This is a genomic window from Paenibacillus melissococcoides (assembly GCA_944800085.1).
Taxonomy (GTDB): Bacteria; Bacillota; Bacilli; order Paenibacillales; family Paenibacillaceae; genus Paenibacillus_B; species Paenibacillus_B melissococcoides.
Genome location: CALYLO010000001.1, coordinates 1,222,420 through 1,236,977, shown reverse-complemented (window position 1 = coordinate 1,236,977; position 14,558 = coordinate 1,222,420). Strand labels below are relative to the sequence as shown.

At 58.2% G+C, this 14,558-nt stretch carries 17 protein-coding genes, 1 pseudogene and 1 riboswitch; of the genes and pseudogenes, 6 read left to right on the top strand and 12 right to left on the bottom strand.

The features are described 5' to 3' along the window. Positions 1-102: 102 nt before the first annotated feature. Together OCY70_RS05640 and OCY70_RS05635 are read left to right on the top strand one after the other, a co-directional pair. Positions 103-741 carry an NAD(P)-dependent oxidoreductase gene (locus tag OCY70_RS05640; RefSeq protein WP_213429298.1) on the top strand — a complete coding sequence of 213 codons (639 nt, stop codon included), beginning with the start codon at positions 103-105 and terminating at the stop codon, positions 739-741. Between the two features lie 76 nt (positions 742-817). Next, positions 818-1,075 carry a hypothetical protein gene (locus tag OCY70_RS05635; protein WP_261944709.1) on the top strand — a complete coding sequence of 86 codons (258 nt, stop codon included), beginning with the start codon at positions 818-820 and terminating at the stop codon, positions 1,073-1,075. A 231-nt stretch (positions 1,076-1,306) separates the two neighbouring features. On the opposite strand, the gene OCY70_RS05630 is transcribed toward OCY70_RS05635, so the two are convergent. Next, positions 1,307-1,495 carry a hypothetical protein gene (locus OCY70_RS05630; RefSeq protein ID WP_213429297.1) on the bottom strand — a complete coding sequence of 63 codons (189 nt, stop codon included), beginning with the start codon at positions 1,493-1,495 and terminating at the stop codon, positions 1,307-1,309. A 182-nt stretch (positions 1,496-1,677) separates the two neighbouring features. Between OCY70_RS05630 and OCY70_RS05625 the strand changes: the two genes are divergently transcribed. After that, complete coding sequence (locus OCY70_RS05625) at positions 1,678-2,553, top strand: DegV family protein (protein WP_261944710.1); 876 nt, start codon at positions 1,678-1,680, stop codon at positions 2,551-2,553. Positions 2,554-2,616: 63 nt separating this feature from the next. On the opposite strand, the gene OCY70_RS05620 is transcribed toward OCY70_RS05625, so the two are convergent. Then, the gene (locus OCY70_RS05620; protein ID WP_213429295.1) at positions 2,617-3,966 is read right to left on the bottom strand and encodes a nucleobase:cation symporter-2 family protein; all 1,350 of its coding nucleotides are present in this window, start codon (positions 3,964-3,966) and stop codon (positions 2,617-2,619) included. Further along, a complete protein-coding gene (locus tag OCY70_RS05615; protein ID WP_213429294.1) occupies positions 3,963-4,559 on the bottom strand; it encodes a xanthine phosphoribosyltransferase in 597 nt (198 codons plus the stop codon). Before OCY70_RS05615 ends, OCY70_RS05620 begins: the two co-directional genes overlap by 4 nt. 204 nt (positions 4,560-4,763) lie before the next feature. Beyond that, positions 4,764-4,864, bottom strand: a riboswitch (purine riboswitch). A gap of 364 nt (positions 4,865-5,228) precedes the next feature. Between OCY70_RS05615 and OCY70_RS05610 the strand changes: the two genes are divergently transcribed. Then, positions 5,229-5,870, top strand: a complete 642-nt coding sequence (locus OCY70_RS05610) for an NAD(P)-dependent oxidoreductase (protein WP_213429293.1) — start codon at positions 5,229-5,231, stop codon at positions 5,868-5,870. Positions 5,871-6,280: 410 nt separating this feature from the next. Here the strand turns inward: OCY70_RS05610 and OCY70_RS05605 are convergent, their stop codons facing one another. Continuing rightward, the gene (locus tag OCY70_RS05605; protein WP_261944711.1) at positions 6,281-6,508 is read right to left on the bottom strand and encodes a hypothetical protein; all 228 of its coding nucleotides are present in this window, start codon (positions 6,506-6,508) and stop codon (positions 6,281-6,283) included. 110 nt (positions 6,509-6,618) lie between these two features. Here OCY70_RS05605 and OCY70_RS05600 point away from each other — a divergent pair, with 110 nt between their 5' ends. After that, the gene (locus OCY70_RS05600; RefSeq protein ID WP_213429291.1) at positions 6,619-6,828 is read left to right on the top strand and encodes a hypothetical protein; all 210 of its coding nucleotides are present in this window, start codon (positions 6,619-6,621) and stop codon (positions 6,826-6,828) included. A gap of 98 nt (positions 6,829-6,926) precedes the next feature. On the opposite strand, the gene OCY70_RS05595 is transcribed toward OCY70_RS05600, so the two are convergent. From OCY70_RS05595 to OCY70_RS05580, 4 genes and pseudogenes are all read right to left on the bottom strand, one after another. After that, entirely contained in the window at positions 6,927-7,259 is a 333-nt protein-coding gene (locus OCY70_RS05595) for a four-helix bundle copper-binding protein (protein ID WP_213429290.1), read from the bottom strand. A 186-nt stretch (positions 7,260-7,445) separates the two neighbouring features. Beyond that, on the bottom strand, positions 7,446-8,339 hold the full coding sequence (locus tag OCY70_RS05590; protein ID WP_213429289.1) for a DUF72 domain-containing protein: 894 nt from the start codon (positions 8,337-8,339) through the stop codon (positions 7,446-7,448). 74 nt (positions 8,340-8,413) lie between these two features. Further along, positions 8,414-9,470 (bottom strand): annotated as a pseudogene (locus tag OCY70_RS05585) (dihydrodipicolinate synthase family protein). Position 9,471: 1 nt separating this feature from the next. After that, on the bottom strand, positions 9,472-10,488 hold the full coding sequence (locus OCY70_RS05580) for an NAD-dependent epimerase/dehydratase family protein (RefSeq protein ID WP_213429311.1): 1,017 nt from the start codon (positions 10,486-10,488) through the stop codon (positions 9,472-9,474). A 310-nt stretch (positions 10,489-10,798) separates the two neighbouring features. On the opposite strand from OCY70_RS05580, the gene OCY70_RS05575 reads away from it, so the two are divergent. Beyond that, the gene (locus OCY70_RS05575; protein ID WP_213429288.1) at positions 10,799-11,446 is read left to right on the top strand and encodes a nitroreductase family protein; all 648 of its coding nucleotides are present in this window, start codon (positions 10,799-10,801) and stop codon (positions 11,444-11,446) included. Between the two features lie 120 nt (positions 11,447-11,566). Here OCY70_RS05575 and OCY70_RS05570 read toward each other — a convergent pair whose 3' ends face one another. The 4 genes from OCY70_RS05570 to OCY70_RS05555 all read right to left on the bottom strand — a co-directional run bounded on the left by OCY70_RS05570 (position 11,567) and on the right by OCY70_RS05555 (position 14,557). Beyond that, complete coding sequence (locus OCY70_RS05570; protein WP_213429287.1) at positions 11,567-11,959, bottom strand: hypothetical protein; 393 nt, start codon at positions 11,957-11,959, stop codon at positions 11,567-11,569. Positions 11,960-12,071: 112 nt separating this feature from the next. Beyond that, positions 12,072-13,013, bottom strand: coding sequence for a glutaminase A (gene glsA, locus OCY70_RS05565; RefSeq protein ID WP_373871486.1), 942 nt, complete (start codon positions 13,011-13,013; stop codon positions 12,072-12,074). A 120-nt stretch (positions 13,014-13,133) separates the two neighbouring features. Further along, on the bottom strand, positions 13,134-13,526 hold the full coding sequence (locus tag OCY70_RS05560; RefSeq protein WP_213429286.1) for a DnaJ family domain-containing protein: 393 nt from the start codon (positions 13,524-13,526) through the stop codon (positions 13,134-13,136). Positions 13,527-13,537: 11 nt separating this feature from the next. Beyond that, on the bottom strand, positions 13,538-14,557 hold the full coding sequence (locus OCY70_RS05555; protein WP_249725345.1) for an alpha/beta fold hydrolase: 1,020 nt from the start codon (positions 14,555-14,557) through the stop codon (positions 13,538-13,540). Position 14,558: the final 1 nt, after the last annotated feature.

The window sequence follows — 14,558 nt, the reverse complement described above, 5'->3', positions numbered from 1 at the left end:
ATCTAGCCAATACGTAATCTACCATTATGTAAACTACTATCGACGTTGTCATCATTTTCGGCCGGACTTAGCACGTCGCACAGAGTCCAGAAGGGAGGAATTATGGAACAGATTCGAAGCATCGCATTGATCGGCGGCAACGGAACGGTCGGGCGCCATATTGCGCGCACTGCGGCCGAAAAAGGGTATCATGTACGGATGCTGACAAGACAGGCTGCAAACATGCTTTCAGCGGATAAACAAATCGAAATCAGGCAGGGAGACGCGCAGGACATTCAGTCGGTTCGCGATCTGCTGCAAGACTGTCATGCCGTCATCAATACATTGGGGCAGCCCGTTAGGGCCGTCCCGATCTACAGCATCGTTACTTCGCAGCTTCTTCAAGTGATGCAGGAATACGGGATACGGCGCTACATCGGAGTCAGCGGGGGCTCGCTTGACGTTCCGGGAGACAAGAAGCGCCTTGCCAACCGGATCGGAGCCCGGGCGTTCGATCTGCTTTTTCCCCAGTTGATGTCGGATAAGCGCAAAGAGCTGGATATCCTCCTGCAGAACCGGAATATCGATTGGTCGCTTATTCGCTTGCCGTTCGTCAAGGAAGGACCCTGCAAAGGCAATATCAAAGTCGATCTGCATGATATGCCCGGATTGTCGATAACGAACTCCGATATTGCAGCTTTTCTCATCCGCGAGCTAGAGGATCCCGCATGGATAAGACAAGCGCCATTCATCTCGCATTAATGAGCCTCGGACGGGGCGGTCTGCCTGTATGGGACTTTACATTTTAGTAATACCTTCGTATATAAAAGAATTGGTCATGCCGGACCGTAAGCAGCTTGAGCCCGGAATTGCGTCACCAGAATTCGGTTATCAATATCAATGGTGGGTTCCGCTCGGAAGCGACGGCACGGAATTCAGCGCCATCGGCATTTGGGGGCAGTATATTTATGTCGACCAGCAAGCTGGAGTCGCATCGTCAAGACGAGCACAGATCCGAAGTTTTTGGAAAATGAATATGAGACGCTCCTCGCCTTCCGTTCGATTGCCAAAGCGGCACAGTAATCGAATGGTGTAGGAACTGATACAGTCCCCCAATAAGGGGGACCCGCTTCGGGCTCGGAAGGAGCCCGAAGCAGAATCATCTCCCGTCTCTCTCCCCCCCTTCCCTCAGCCGCTGCACGAGACTGAGCTGAAGGGAGAATGACGCAAAGCGCGGGCATTAGCCTTTTCCGGCAGAAAAAAAGCTTCGTGATCGTCTACCAGCATACTCAGCCCCTGGCCCCGCATCGGTGCCGGCCCTCAGCCTTCAGCCGGTACAGGCGTCAATCCGTTCCTGGACGGCCTGATAGCATTTCTTGCATACCTTCAATTCCTTGCCGTCGGACTTCGTCCGGCTGTACAGCAGCTTGATTCGCGTGCTCGAACAGACGGGACAGGTTCCTCTCCCGCGCGCCGGCACCTTCCACAGCGATTTTCCCCGTTTGTTTTTCGCCATGCTCCCTCTCACTCTCCTTCCTCATGCTCCGCGCGAGGATACCCCCGCAACCGGTTCGTTTACGGGTATGAGGCAGGAGCGCCAAATATGACGCGGGATTTCGCCGGCACGCATTTTTCGCATCGAATCTGGCCAAGACATGGTATGATAAAAGAAAAAGCTTGTTAAGGAGAGGTATCCTCATGAATCAAGTTCGAATCCTTACAGACAGCGCGATCGATCTTCCCCGGTCCGTCCTCGAGGAACTGAACATCACGGTGCTGCCGATCATCGTAACCCTCGATCAGAATCAATACGAGGACGGCGTTACGATACAACCGAAGCAAATGTTCGACGGCATGCGCCAGGGGCTCGTGTACAAAACATCCCAAGTTCCGATGGAACGGTTCCAGCAGACCTTCGCGGCCATCGCGGAATCGGGCGAAGAAGCGATCTACATTGCGTTCTCTTCCGAGCTATCGGGTACATACGCATCCTCGCGGATGATGCTCGATATGGTGAAGGAGGATTATCCTGACGCGGCGATAGATATCATCGATTCCAAATGCGCCTCCATGGGCTTCGGCCTCGTCGTCGAGCAAGCGGCGCGCTGGGCGGCCGAAGGCATGTCCCGCGAGCGTCTCGCGTCCAAGGTCCGAGCCTTGGCCGCAGGGCTGGAGCATGTCTTCACCGTGGATGATCTGGAATACTTGTACCGCGGGGGACGGGTAAGCAAATCTTCCGCCGTGATCGGCGGCTTGCTGAACATTAAGCCGGTGCTGCATGTGGAGGAGGGCAAGCTTATCCCTGTGGACAAGGTCAGAGGAAGAAAGAAATCGATCCAGCGGTTGGCCGACCTGATGGAGCAGCGCGCCAATCTGGATGACAAGGATCAGCTTATCGGCATCGCCCACGGCGACGATACGGAAGCGATGGAGATGCTGAAGCAAATCATTAACGAACGGTTCGGCATGCATAACATCATGACCGGCTCGATCGGCTGCGCGATCGGCGCCCATTCCGGCCCGGGCACGCTCGCCCTGTTCTTCCGCAACCGCGCCTATACGGAAGCCGAATAATCCGGCAATAACAGAAGCCCCGCTCCGGAAGAAGGATGCGGGGCTTTGCTTTATTTTTCAACTTCAGGCGACAATGGTCTCCTCTTCGGACTCCTCCGTCTTCGTCTCCGCCGGCTGCGGCTTCACGCCGTTGAACAGCAGATTCATGACGAGCGCGGTGAACGTCCCTGCGACGATACCGTTGTCGGTGAGAATCCGCACCGTGTCAGGCAAACTGTCGAAGATGCCGGGCGCTACCGTGACGCCAAGCCCCATCCCGACCGAACAGGCGATGACGAACAGGTTCTCGTGACGGTTCAGGTCGACTTGGGAACCGATCATGCGCAGACCGCTGGAGATGACCATGCCGAACATCGCGACCATCGCCCCGCCCAGCACCGAATCGGGAATGAGCAGCGTGAGCGCCGCGATTTTCGGCACGAAGCCGAGCAGCATGAGCAGGCCGCCCGCGACGACGATGACGTCCCGCGTCTTGACGCGGCTCATCTGGATGAGGCCGACATTTTGCGAGAAGGTCGTGTACGGGAACGCATTGAACAATCCGCCGATGAAGATGGCCAGCCCTTCGGCCCGATAGCCGCGGGCCAAATCTTGCGAATCGAGATCGCGGTCCACGATCTTGCTCAGGGCCATAAATACCCCGGTGGACTCGGCGATGCCGACCATCGCGACGATAATCATCGTCAAAATCGCGGTCGGATTAAACTTGGGCGTCCCGAAATAGAAGGGCTGCACGGCATGGAACCAGCTTGCGTCCAGCACAGGGGCAATATCGACCTTGCCCATCAGCGCTGCGGCCAGCGTCCCGATCAGCAGTCCGATCAAGACCGAGATCGCGCGCATGAAGCCTTGCGAAAATTTATTAAGCAGCACGATAAAAATAAGCACGCCGAACCCGAGCAGCAGATTGTCCGGGCTGCCGAAGTCCGGACTTCCCTGTCCCCCGCCCAGATTGCCGAAGGCGACCGGGATGAGCGTAATGCCGATGATGGTGACGACCGACCCGGTCACGACCGGCGGGAAGAAGCGAATCATCTTCCCGAACCATCCGCCGAACAGAATGACGAACAGCCCCATCGCCAATATCGACCCGTAAATATACGGTATGCCGTACTCCGAGCCGATGGCGATCATCGGCATCACCGCCTGGAAGGCGCAGCCGAGGACGACCGGCAGGCCAATCCCGAAGAAGCGGTTCGTAAAGACCTGCAGCAGCGTCGCGATGCCGCACATGAGCAGATCGATCGCGACGAGGTAGGTGGTCTGTTCCTGGGTGAAGCCGAGCTGGCTGCTGACGATCAGCGGCACGATCACCGCGCCGGCGTACATCGCCAGCACATGCTGGAGACCGAGCGAGAAGGTCTTCAGCGGGTGGCGGTGCCTTTGGAACACCTTGTTGTCCACCATGCTCATTCGGCGGCCACCTCCTGCGCCTCATCGACGAAGGTCACGGCACCGGCCTCAAGCGAGGCGACGCGGACCAGCGATTCGACGCGGTAGCCGGCAGCCAGCAAATGATCGCGGCCAGGCTGGAACGACTTCTCGATCACGATGCCGAAGCCGACGACAGCCGCCCCGGCTTGCTCGACGATGCGGGCCAGACCGGAGGCCGCTTCGCCGTTCGCGAGGAAATCATCAATGATGAGGACGCGATCGTCCGGCGAGAGAAATTTTTTGGATACGGTCACTTCATTCGTCTCTTGCTTCGTGAAGGAATATACCTTCTCGACAAAAATATCGTCGCGCAGCGTCAGCGACTTCTGCTTTCTCGCGAAGATGAGCGGCACATTGAGCACCAGCGCCGTCATTAAGCCGGGCGCGATGCCGGACGATTCGATCGTCAGCACCTTCGTAATCCGTTCGCCGTCGTAGCGCTTCACGAATTCTTCCCCGATTTCCTTCATAAGCACCGGATCCATCTGATGGTTCAAGAAAGAATCCACCTTGAGCACGCGGTCGCTTAGCACCAATCCCTCTTGCAGCACTTTGTCCTGAAGCCGTTTCACTTATCATGTTCCCCCTTCGATATTTGCAGCCTGTCCGTCTTTTCCGCATTCGATACACCCTGCAATGACAAAAAAGCCCGCGCCACGCATTCCGCAAGGAAATGAGAGGCACAGGCTTAGGGAACCGGCCGCATCACGCCGGCCTGCGGCATGATCGACAACGGCAGCAAGCCGGCCAAGCGGCGCGGACGCCCCTCGCGGCAAGCTGTCGAATCGGGTTCCCGTAGTCCAATCATTTCCGGTGATCGGGTAGAAACATGCAGGCCGATTCCTGCACATATACGAGAATAAAGAGTCGCTGCTAATAATAGGCGTCTTCCCTGCCTGGCATCGGCAAAGGAAGGCGCATTGTGTCGAATGAATATGTCGAGAAGTATACAACAAGTTCGCTGGAATGGGAAGAGAAAATTTCTGAAAATCAAGCGCGCCTGCATAAGGCGCTCTTGCCGCGAGTCCGAACCGGGGCTGGCCTGCATCCGCCACTGCTCCGCAGTCGAGGAAATCAATGAAAAATGAAGCTTGACAGCCGCGACGAGTTGTAACTATAATAGTTACAACAAAAGACTTTCATAGGCCTGATGCAAAGTGATTTTTGTGAATATGTTGTACCTGAATGGGTTACAACATAGGTAGCTTAATGATTAACGGACAAGAAAAGGAGCGATTTCCATGAACATCGGAATTATCGGAGCGACCGGCAAAGCCGGCAGACGCATTATGGCAGAAGCATTGGAGCGTGGACATCAAGTAACGGCGATCGTAAGAGACGCGTCGAAGCTCGCGGATCTGTCCACCCCGCGCGTATTGGAGAAGGACGTGTTCCAGCTTACCGCAAACGACCTGCAGCCCTTCGACGTCGTCGTCAATGCGTTCGGGGCTGCGCCGGGCAGCGAGCATCTTCATGTCGAAGCCGGACAGGTGCTGATCGAAGCGCTGAAGGATGCCCCGAACACCAGATTGATCGTCGTGGGCGGAGCGGGCAGCCTGTTCGCCGATGAGCAAGGAACGGTCCGTGTCATGGATACGCCGGACTTCCCGGCGGAATACCTTCCAACCGCCAAAAATCAAGGACAGAACCTGGAGGATCTGCGCGCCAGCTCCATCAATTGGACGTTCATCAGCCCTTCCGCCTTCTTCGATCCGGAAGGACCGCGCACAGGCAAGTATGTAACCGGCAAAGATCAGCTTCTCATTAATGCGGCGGGACAAAGCTATGTGAGCTATGCCGACTATGCAATCGCCGTCGTGGACGAGATCGAGCAGCCTCGCCATCTGAAGCAGCGGTTCACCGTCGGATCGGAATCCAAATAACAAACATAGACAAGGGGGGCGGCAAGCCCCTCTTGTTCCAGACGGTCGACAAAGTCCTGTCGGCCGTCTTTTTCTTAGGAAGGGCCGGGCCGGGAAAGCAGAAAAGGTTAGGGCAAGCGGGTCCCCGCATGCAGCAGGCTGGTCCGCGCATGAAATTGCTGCACAGGCGCAGCATTTTTAGCCTGAAGAGGCGAAATTCCGAGAAAATCCTGCAAAACTGCATCATTTCGCCACTTTGAACGGTATCTACGCATTGCGGTAGGGGAATTGCTGTATTTTTTCAGCAATCCTATTTTTTCATACTCGTGTCAATGAAAATGCTGCATTCTTGCAGTATTGGTGGAGCAGATGACCGGAGGTGCGAGAGATGTTGCAGCTTTGGTGGAGCAGATGAAAAAGACATCGGCCAACTATTTGGCGTTCAATCCATCCAGCGTGCTGAGGATGATCAATCCGTTTTTGCAGCGCAGCCAATCGCTTGGTGCAGCGGATGATGATATTGCGAGGGGGGAGAGACCGCCTGCGGTATGGACCTGCCCGTCCCTGTCGAGTCGATCCGGCATACGTGGAAGCAGTAGATCACGATCGGCAAAGCCAAGGAAGGTATTCATGTCGATGTTCAGGATCAACTGCGGCATGTGCAGCGAGGGTACCCCTTCCGCTATTTGCGATTTCATGGCATCTTCGACGAGGAGATGATGGTCTGCGATGAGGACGAGGCGGGCGGCCCAGGTTTCATTTCCGGTTCGTGGACCAGTTGTTCGGCTTCCCGGATCAACTGTTCGACTTCTCGCTGTCCGGCGGCCTCAAGCCCTTCGTGGAACTGGGCTTCATGCCTTCCTTGCTGACGGGCCGATCCGGGCAAGTAGGTGTTCTACAAGGCAAGCTGCGTCAGTCCGCCGCAATCGATCAACCACTGGTGCCTTCTCGTGGGACCGGTTCCGGCGTCACTGCTTGAATCGTTACGGCGCGGAGGAAGTGGAGACCTGGAAGTTCGAGTTCTGGTGAGCCGGGGCTGCAGACTTGCAACTGTCCGCATCCCTAACACCATTTCGCCTATGCGGCCGCCATCTCGCGGCATTTCTTCGCGCAAGCCTCGCAGGCCTCGTCACAGGCCTGGCAATGTTCATAAGCATGGTTCCGGCATTCCTCCGCGCATCGCTCGCAAATATCGGCGCACAGCGCGCAGGCCTCCTTCAAATGCTCGCTGTTCCGCGTCATGAATTGGGCCGCCAGGACGCAGGCGTCCGCGCAATCCCGCGTCAGCCGGATGCAGGCGGTCATCGGATTCACCTCTTCCTCCTGCAGGCATGCATCATAGCATTGGTTGCATTTCTTCATGCATTCAAGGCATTCCCGGATGCATGTCATCATCTGTTCGGTCGTCATATGGCTTGGCCTCCTGTTCATGGCTGTCTCATTCCGCGGTGCGGCTTCGTCATCGTGCCTATGTCCTTTTTACACCATCCATCCGGAAATGAAACCTCCCCCATCCCGCAATTCTGGCCACGCAGCAAAGGGACGGCCCTCAGACCATCCCTTCCCTAATGTTGCGGATCGCTGCCGCCGCTTCGGTTACGGCGTATCCCCGAACAGGCTCATCTGCTCCCACTCCGGTCCGATGGATGGAGGTTCCATACCGAGCAGACGCATCAGTTGGAGCGCATTCGGAGCGGCGTCCCCGCCGGAGTTATTGTTGAAAATAACGCAGCACTGCTCCGTCTCGGCCAGCATCGCCAGCAGCCGCTCCTTCCATTCCAGCAGCTCCTGCTCGTTGTAGCGGTACAAATAGCGGACATCCCGCCAGTTCGCCTGGCCTTGCGCTTGCCAGCCGGACGCGTTCCGGCCGTGCAGGCGAATCAGCGTCTGCCCTTTGTCTGTCGGCACCGGTACAATCGGAATCGAGCCTTCTCCGGCTTGCGGCTCGTCGCAGACGCTGTGAATCCAGCCTTCCTCGCGCATGAACGCCAACGTCCGCTCGCGCATCTCCGGCGCGAACCAGCTCTGATGCCGGAACTCAAGCGTGACCGGCAGCGAGCCCATCCACTGCCGGGTGCGGCGCAGGATGTCGACATGCTTGCGCACGCAGTGGAACCAGGGCGGGTACTGGAACAGCACGGAATGCAGCTTCCCGGCGGCATGGAGCACCTCGACCGCCTCCCGGCAGGCCTGGAACATCGCTTGCGCATTATCGTACGGGATCTGGCCCCGCGTATGGCCCGTCATCCCTTGGTACGCCTTGACGACGAAGCGGAATCCGTCCGGAGTCTGGGCCGCCCAGCTCTCCATCCGCTCCGGCGACGGGATCGCGTAGAAGGAGCTGTCCATCTCGACGACAGGGAACCGCTTGGCGTACTCCGCCAGCTTCTCCGTCCCCTTCGTTCCCGGCGGGTAAATCTCATGATCCCCCCAGCCGGCCAGTCCAATCTGAATGCGATCCGATACGGGTTGTCCGGTCATGTCCGGCATAGCTATCGACCCCACTCATTCACTGAAGTTGTTGTCCGCATCATGCAGATACCCGTATCATATCATAATCGCATTCAGGACAGCCATTGCTGCAGATGCGCCTTCACGAACGCATCATCGCTCCAATCCGGATAATCCCGCTGGATGCGGTCAATCTCCTCCGCCTGGCCGGGAGATAGCGTCTCCTCCGGATTGAGGCACCATATGCCCGGCAGCAGACCCTGCCGGCGCAGCACCTCATGAATGCCGGGAATGCAGCCGGCGAACTGATGGGCCGCATCGAACAGCACCGCGTTGCACTCGGTCACCTCGATATTGCGGGTCAACCATTCGGTAGCGATCGTGCCGGAAGCCCCGCGCCGACTTAATCGAAGCCATCCGCTCGGCCGCCTTGCGCGTCCAGACGGCCCAATGGCCGAGCAGCCCGCCGACGATGCGCTTCTCCACCGTCTCTCCGTTCACCTGGAACCGGAACACCGTCAGCAGATCATTGATGTCGTCGTTGCCGGTGTAGAGCGCAATCTCGTCGCGCCGCGGCGACTCGCATACCGCGCGCACGACGTCGATTGTCTGGTACCGGTTGAAGGGCGCCATCTTGATGGCGACGACGCCGGGAATGTCGGCGAACGCTCTCCAGAACGAATAGCTGAACACCCGGCCGCCCACCGACGGCTGCAAATAAAAGCCGAACACCGGCATGACCGCGGCAACCCGTCTCGTCCGCTCCAGAAGTTCCTCCTCGGTATAGCCGGACAGCCCGCCCATGCTCAGCAGACCGGCATGGTAGCCCAGACCGCGCGCCGTCTCGGCTTCCTGGACCGCCTGCTCCGTCCGCCCGCATAGTCCGGCGACCATCAGGAACGGCCTCGCGAGCCGGGCCCGCTCGACCTCCTCCGCGGCCAAGGCCAGCACCTTCTCATAGAGAGAGTGCTTCGGATCGCGGATTTCGAACTGCGTCGAATGCACGCCGATAGCGATGCCGCCGGCGCCCGAAGCCGCATAATAGCGGGTCAACGCCCGCTGATAGCGCTCATCCAGCTCCCTGCGTTCGTTCAGAGCCAACGGATGAGCCGGAATGCACAGGCCGTCGTGCAGCGCCCGCGCCAGCTCTTCTGTCCAGTTCGCGGCCATATCAGAATTTCCCCTCCCGTTCCTGAAAATGCGTCGGCTTGTCTATCGTCTTGCCGTCCTGCTTCACCCATGCCGCCGTCCAGTCGAACAGCGTCTGCAGAGCTACGGACGGATACCCGAACCGCTGCATGGCCGCTGACGCGTTGCTGAGCAGCGCCTCGGAGGACTCATCGGACGTATAGATCGGCTGCTTGCCGAGCCGTCTTCCCAACTCTTCGGCCGCATAACGGACCGGCACCGTCTCCGGACCGGTTACGTTATAGACGGCCGGCGGCGTATCGCAAGCGAGCAGCGCCCGGATCGCAATCTCATTGGCATCCCCCTGCCAAATGCAGTTGAAATGCCCCATCGTCAGATCGATCGGCTGTCCGGACGCTACCGACTTCGCGATTTCCAGCAGCACCCCATAGCGCAAATCGATCGCATAATTCAGCCGGTAAATGCAGATCGGCGTTCCGTACTGTGTCGAAAAATGCTCGAACATCCGTTCACGGCCGAGGCAGGATTGTCCGTATTTTCCGACCGGAGCCGGGGACTGGCTCTCGGAAGCTCCCCCCTGCTTCACCGGCGTGAGCGGATACACATTGCCGGTCGAGAAGACGACGATGCGCGACGACCTGAACTTCTGGGCGACCCGTCCCGGCAAGTACGTACTCATCGCCCACGTCAGATGCTCCTTCCCGGTCGTTCCGAACTTCGTGCCGGCCATGAAGATGACATTCGGCACATCAGGAAGCGCTTGCAGCGCATCGTCATCGAGCAGATCGCAGGAGATCGCCTCTACCCCGCTCTCAGCCAGCTTATCCATCAGACCCGCTTCCCTGAAACGGGATACGGCATACACCTTTTTCTCCACGCCGGCCGCGCGCATCGCCTCGGCAGCCAGCTTCGCCAGCGTGGGGCTCATTTTCCCTCCCGCTCCAAGCAGCATAATATCGCCGTCCAGACGGCGCACATCCTCGATCAGTCGCCGGGATGGAGCAGACAGCATTTGTTCCAATTGTTCTTCCGAATGAATCAACGGTTGCTCCGCTTGAATCGACACGGGTAATTCCTCCCTCCGATGAGCAGGTTCATAATCATTGCTGCTACATCAATCATACGGGCGGCCCGTGAAGGAAAACAAATCTTTAAATCGTCTATAAATGGCTCCGTGACAGAATCGGACACAATGAAGGAAGCACAAACGACAGCACAGCTGCTCCCCAGCCATAGCGTAATTACATTACATATGTTACTATATTATAGTTAGTATTGAGCAAATGGATTAATCCGGGCTGTCTCAGCTCATGCTACTCAAGTAGACAATAGGAAGGATGATGATCAGTATGAACCAGCAGCACCCTGCGGCCACGGCCGCCGAGACGATGCGCTCCCGGCATTCGGTGCGCAAATATGTTCCGGGCGTGCGCATTCCGGAAGCAGACATGAATGAAATGCTGCGCTTGGCCGGAACGGCCCCGTCCTCATGGAATTTGCAGCATTGGCGCTTTCTCGTGGTCGAGGAAGAGGAGAACAAGCGGGCCCTGCTGCCGATCGCGAACAATCAGCAGCAGATTGTCGACTGCTCCGCCGTCGTCGCCGTTCTCGGCGACACGCAGGCGAACTTGGTCGCTGCCGACATCTACGGCGCCCAACTGGCGGCCGGATCGATTACGCAGCAAGTGCATGACACGCTGGTCGGGAACATTAACCGGGCCTATGCGTCATCGCCTCAAGTCGGCGTGGAGGAAGCGATCCGCAATGGCTCCCTCGCCGCCATGCAGCTAATGCTCGCGGCAACCGCCGCAGGCTACGCCTCCTGCCCGATCGGCGGCTTCCGCCGCGACGAACTGATCAAGACGTTCCGCATTCCGGAGCGGTATGTCCCGGTCATGCTCGTCACGATCGGACAGGCGGCTGCGCCCGCCCATCCGACCGGGCGCTTCCCGCTGGAACAGACCGTCATTCGGGAACGGTTCCCGGAACAGCCTTAATCTCTCTTGCGCATAACGAAGCGCCGGCACCCTTGACAGGGCACCGGCGCTTCTTCGCGTATGACAACATGCCGGCATGCGGAACACCGGAGCTCATGCGTCACTCCGATTCACTCAAGTTCACACCGGTTCGCTCCACCGCATCTTCACATCCAACTCGCAGCAATCGTTCGGGTCGGTATCGGGCCGCAGCGCGATCTGGATGCCGGCCGGATTCACTTTGACCGCGATCGGGACCGAGATCCCCGTTGAGCGGAGCAGCCGCAGCATCTCCTGCTCGTGGCCGCGCTGGGCCGCGTCCATAACCGAGGCGGCCAGCCTTCGATCCCTCTCGATGCCAGACAGCAGCTCAATCGCCTGCCGGGACAACTGCTTCGATGTCGAGGCGGAGGCGACGAACTTATCCGGCTTCACCGGCGGATAGGGATCGGGCCTGGAGATCGGCGAGGTTCCGCTCGCTGCCGCGCTTCCGGGGGCGGATGGATAACGGGGTCCGGGCACATAAGGCGCCATGGCGGACACTCCTTCCATAGATTGGGATACACCAGCCTATGCGCCAGGCGGCAGGGCCGTGCGGAACGATGGCCAGACGGCGCCTCGTCAGACCGCGGTCACCCATGGCCGATTAGAAAATGCTCCATTCAAATTGCTCGGACAGCTTAGACAGAATGTGCACGCCGGCTACGCTGTTCCCCTTCTCATTGAGCGCCGGGCCATAGACGCCGATGCCCAATTGACCCGGAATGAGCGCCATGATGCCCCCGGATACGCCGCTCTTCGCCGGAATTCCGGCTTCGAGCGCAAATTCGCCCGATGCGTTGTACATCCCGCACGTCGTCATGAACGAGGTCGCGATCTGAACGTATCTCCTCGGAATATAGCAACGTCCCGTAGCCGGGTCGCATCCCCGGTTCGCCAGCACGAGCGCCATGCGCGCCAGCTGGCATGTCCGGACTTCGATGGCGCATTGCCGGAAATAGACGTCGAGCGTAGCCTCCACGTCCCCCTCCAAAATGCCGTTGTCCTTCAAATAATAAGCCAGCGAACGGTTCCGGTAAGCGGTCTCCCGTTCGCTCTCGTAGATTCGCCGGTTCCAGGTGATGCCGGGATCATCCGCGAGCATCCGGATGAACTCCAGCAGCCGCTCCGACTTCTCCTCCGGAGTCCGTCCTTCGATCAACGAGGCGATCGCGATCGCTCCCGCATTGATGAACGGGTTGAACGGCTTCCCGGGATCGACCAGCTCCAGCTTCAAAATCGAATTAAAATCATCGCCGGTCGGCTCCTTGCCCACCTTGGCGAAGACCCCGGCCTCGCCGCTGTCCAGGAGCGCGAGCAGCAGCGAAAATACCTTCGACACGCTCTGCATCGTGAACGGCTCCTCCGTCTCGCCGGCCTTCACCCGCTCTCCCCCTATCCCGCACAGCGAAATGCCGAGCGCATCCGGCATTGCCTCGGCGAGACCCGGAATATAGGTAGCCACTTTGCCGGCAGCCGCCATCCGCCGGCTCTCCTCCAGCCACTGCGGCAGCTCCCGTTCCAATTCGTTCCAATGTGCTTCTATCACACCGCGTCATCCTTCCCTTGCTTCACGCATTGATGTCCATAGCGTGTCTAGGCAGGCGGCATTCCATACGCTCCATACGCGCCGCTCACGCCATTCGAGCCGGGGAAATCCGCCTTCCCCCTAACGCTTCTCCGTGCCGGATCCGGACAGCTTGTCGCGAATGCGGCTCTCATACCGGCAGTAAGCTTCATTCGCCGCCCAGCCGCGATCTTCCGACATCTTGGCCAGGCGCACCTGGCGCTCGGTCAGACGCCGGCGGATGCCGGCGCGGGCTTCCGCATCCGTGCCAGCAGCGAGCAATTGCTCCAGCCGGACAATCTCTTGGCGCAGCTTCTGCCGCTCCGGCAGCAGACCCGCATTATCCAGCAGCAAATACCCCGCGCGCAGATGCTCCGGCACATGCGACAGATCCTGCAGCTTCAACGGCTTGCCCTTGCCCTGCAGATCGTCGAAAACGCCCTCTTCCATCGCCTCTTCGATTTTGCGCTCGGCAATCCAACTCAGTATGCTCATCCGGCTTCCTCCTATCGATTTTTGAATTCCTTGACCATCTCCACAAAGAGAGCCTTCTCTTCCAAATAAGGGACATGGCTGCTGTCATGGAACACCACCAGTTTCGAGTTCGGCAGATGTTCAGCTATTTCCTGAGAGCAAGACAAGGGGCACTGGGTATCATGTTCGCCGCAATAAATAATCGACGGCGTGAGAACGGCAGGCAGCAAGCCGGTAATATCATAATTCGGCAGCTCGACATACGAATAATAATCCAGCCTGCGGTGAACGACTCGCCCGCTGCTCGGTTCAGCGAAATAATGATCGAAATGTTCCGGCTTGTAGAGCGACATTTCCGTCCATTCCCTCCCGGCCTGGGACCGCTCTTCTCTGGTAGACTCCGCGGATTGCATGATCGAGAATAACTCGCGCAGTCTGTCATTCAGCGGGCTTCCCGGGCAGTACATGCTGCCTTCATGCTCCATATACCGGTTCGAGGCCGCTGCGCCGCCAACCAGCATTTTCGTCAACGAACCCGGGTAGTGGATCGCATACATCAGTCCAAGCATTCCGCCTGTCGAATGACCGGCATAGCTCCATTGTTCCAGCGCTAACGCTTCCCTGACCGCTTCTAAATCTTTGCATGTTTCGGCCATGCTGAGCTCATGCTCGGATTTTATTTTACACGAATTGCCCGCCTCTTTTAAATTGATTAGATACACCCGAAACTCATCCGTGAACCGGTCTGCAAAATAGTAGCCCCGCACATTAAATTCGCTGTACAAATGCGCAATGCATAACGGATCGCCTTGGCCTTGCGTAAAAATCTCGAATACGCCTCTGTCCGTCTCCAGCATTTCTGCGGTCCACACCAAGTTATCACTCCATTCGTTCTGATCCATCCGGCCTGACCGGATGATATGACAAGCCGTCATGCCGCCATAAAAAACCGAAGCTCCCGTCGCGGGAACTCCGGTCTCCTGCTGGTCTTGACACAGTGAGCGGCAGGCGCCGCTTGTTCCGGCTATCGCCGCGCTGCTGCCCTGCGCCAAG

Excerpts from the sequence above, each read along its gene's own strand:
- OCY70_RS05560 (WP_213429286.1), bottom strand. The coding sequence starts at position 13,526 with ATGAGCATACTGAGTTGGATTGCCGAGCGCAAAATCGAAGAGGCGATG.
- OCY70_RS05570 (WP_213429287.1), bottom strand. The coding sequence starts at position 11,959 with ATGGCGCCTTATGTGCCCGGACCCCGTTATCCATCCGCCCCCGGAAGC.
- OCY70_RS05625 (WP_261944710.1), top strand. The coding sequence starts at position 1,678 with ATGAATCAAGTTCGAATCCTTACAGACAGCGCGATCGATCTTCCCCGG.
- OCY70_RS05590 (WP_213429289.1), bottom strand. The coding sequence starts at position 8,339 with ATGCCGGACATGACCGGACAACCCGTATCGGATCGCATTCAGATTGGA.
- OCY70_RS05635 (WP_261944709.1), top strand. The coding sequence starts at position 818 with ATGCCGGACCGTAAGCAGCTTGAGCCCGGAATTGCGTCACCAGAATTC.
- OCY70_RS05605 (WP_261944711.1), bottom strand. The coding sequence starts at position 6,508 with ATGCCGCAGTTGATCCTGAACATCGACATGAATACCTTCCTTGGCTTT.
- OCY70_RS05575 (WP_213429288.1), top strand. The coding sequence starts at position 10,799 with ATGAACCAGCAGCACCCTGCGGCCACGGCCGCCGAGACGATGCGCTCC.
- OCY70_RS05610 (WP_213429293.1), top strand. The coding sequence starts at position 5,229 with ATGAACATCGGAATTATCGGAGCGACCGGCAAAGCCGGCAGACGCATT.
- OCY70_RS05630 (WP_213429297.1), bottom strand. The coding sequence starts at position 1,495 with ATGGCGAAAAACAAACGGGGAAAATCGCTGTGGAAGGTGCCGGCGCGC.
- OCY70_RS05620 (WP_213429295.1), bottom strand. The coding sequence starts at position 3,966 with ATGAGCATGGTGGACAACAAGGTGTTCCAAAGGCACCGCCACCCGCTG.
- OCY70_RS05640 (WP_213429298.1), top strand. The coding sequence starts at position 103 with ATGGAACAGATTCGAAGCATCGCATTGATCGGCGGCAACGGAACGGTC.
- OCY70_RS05595 (WP_213429290.1), bottom strand. The coding sequence starts at position 7,259 with ATGACGACCGAACAGATGATGACATGCATCCGGGAATGCCTTGAATGC.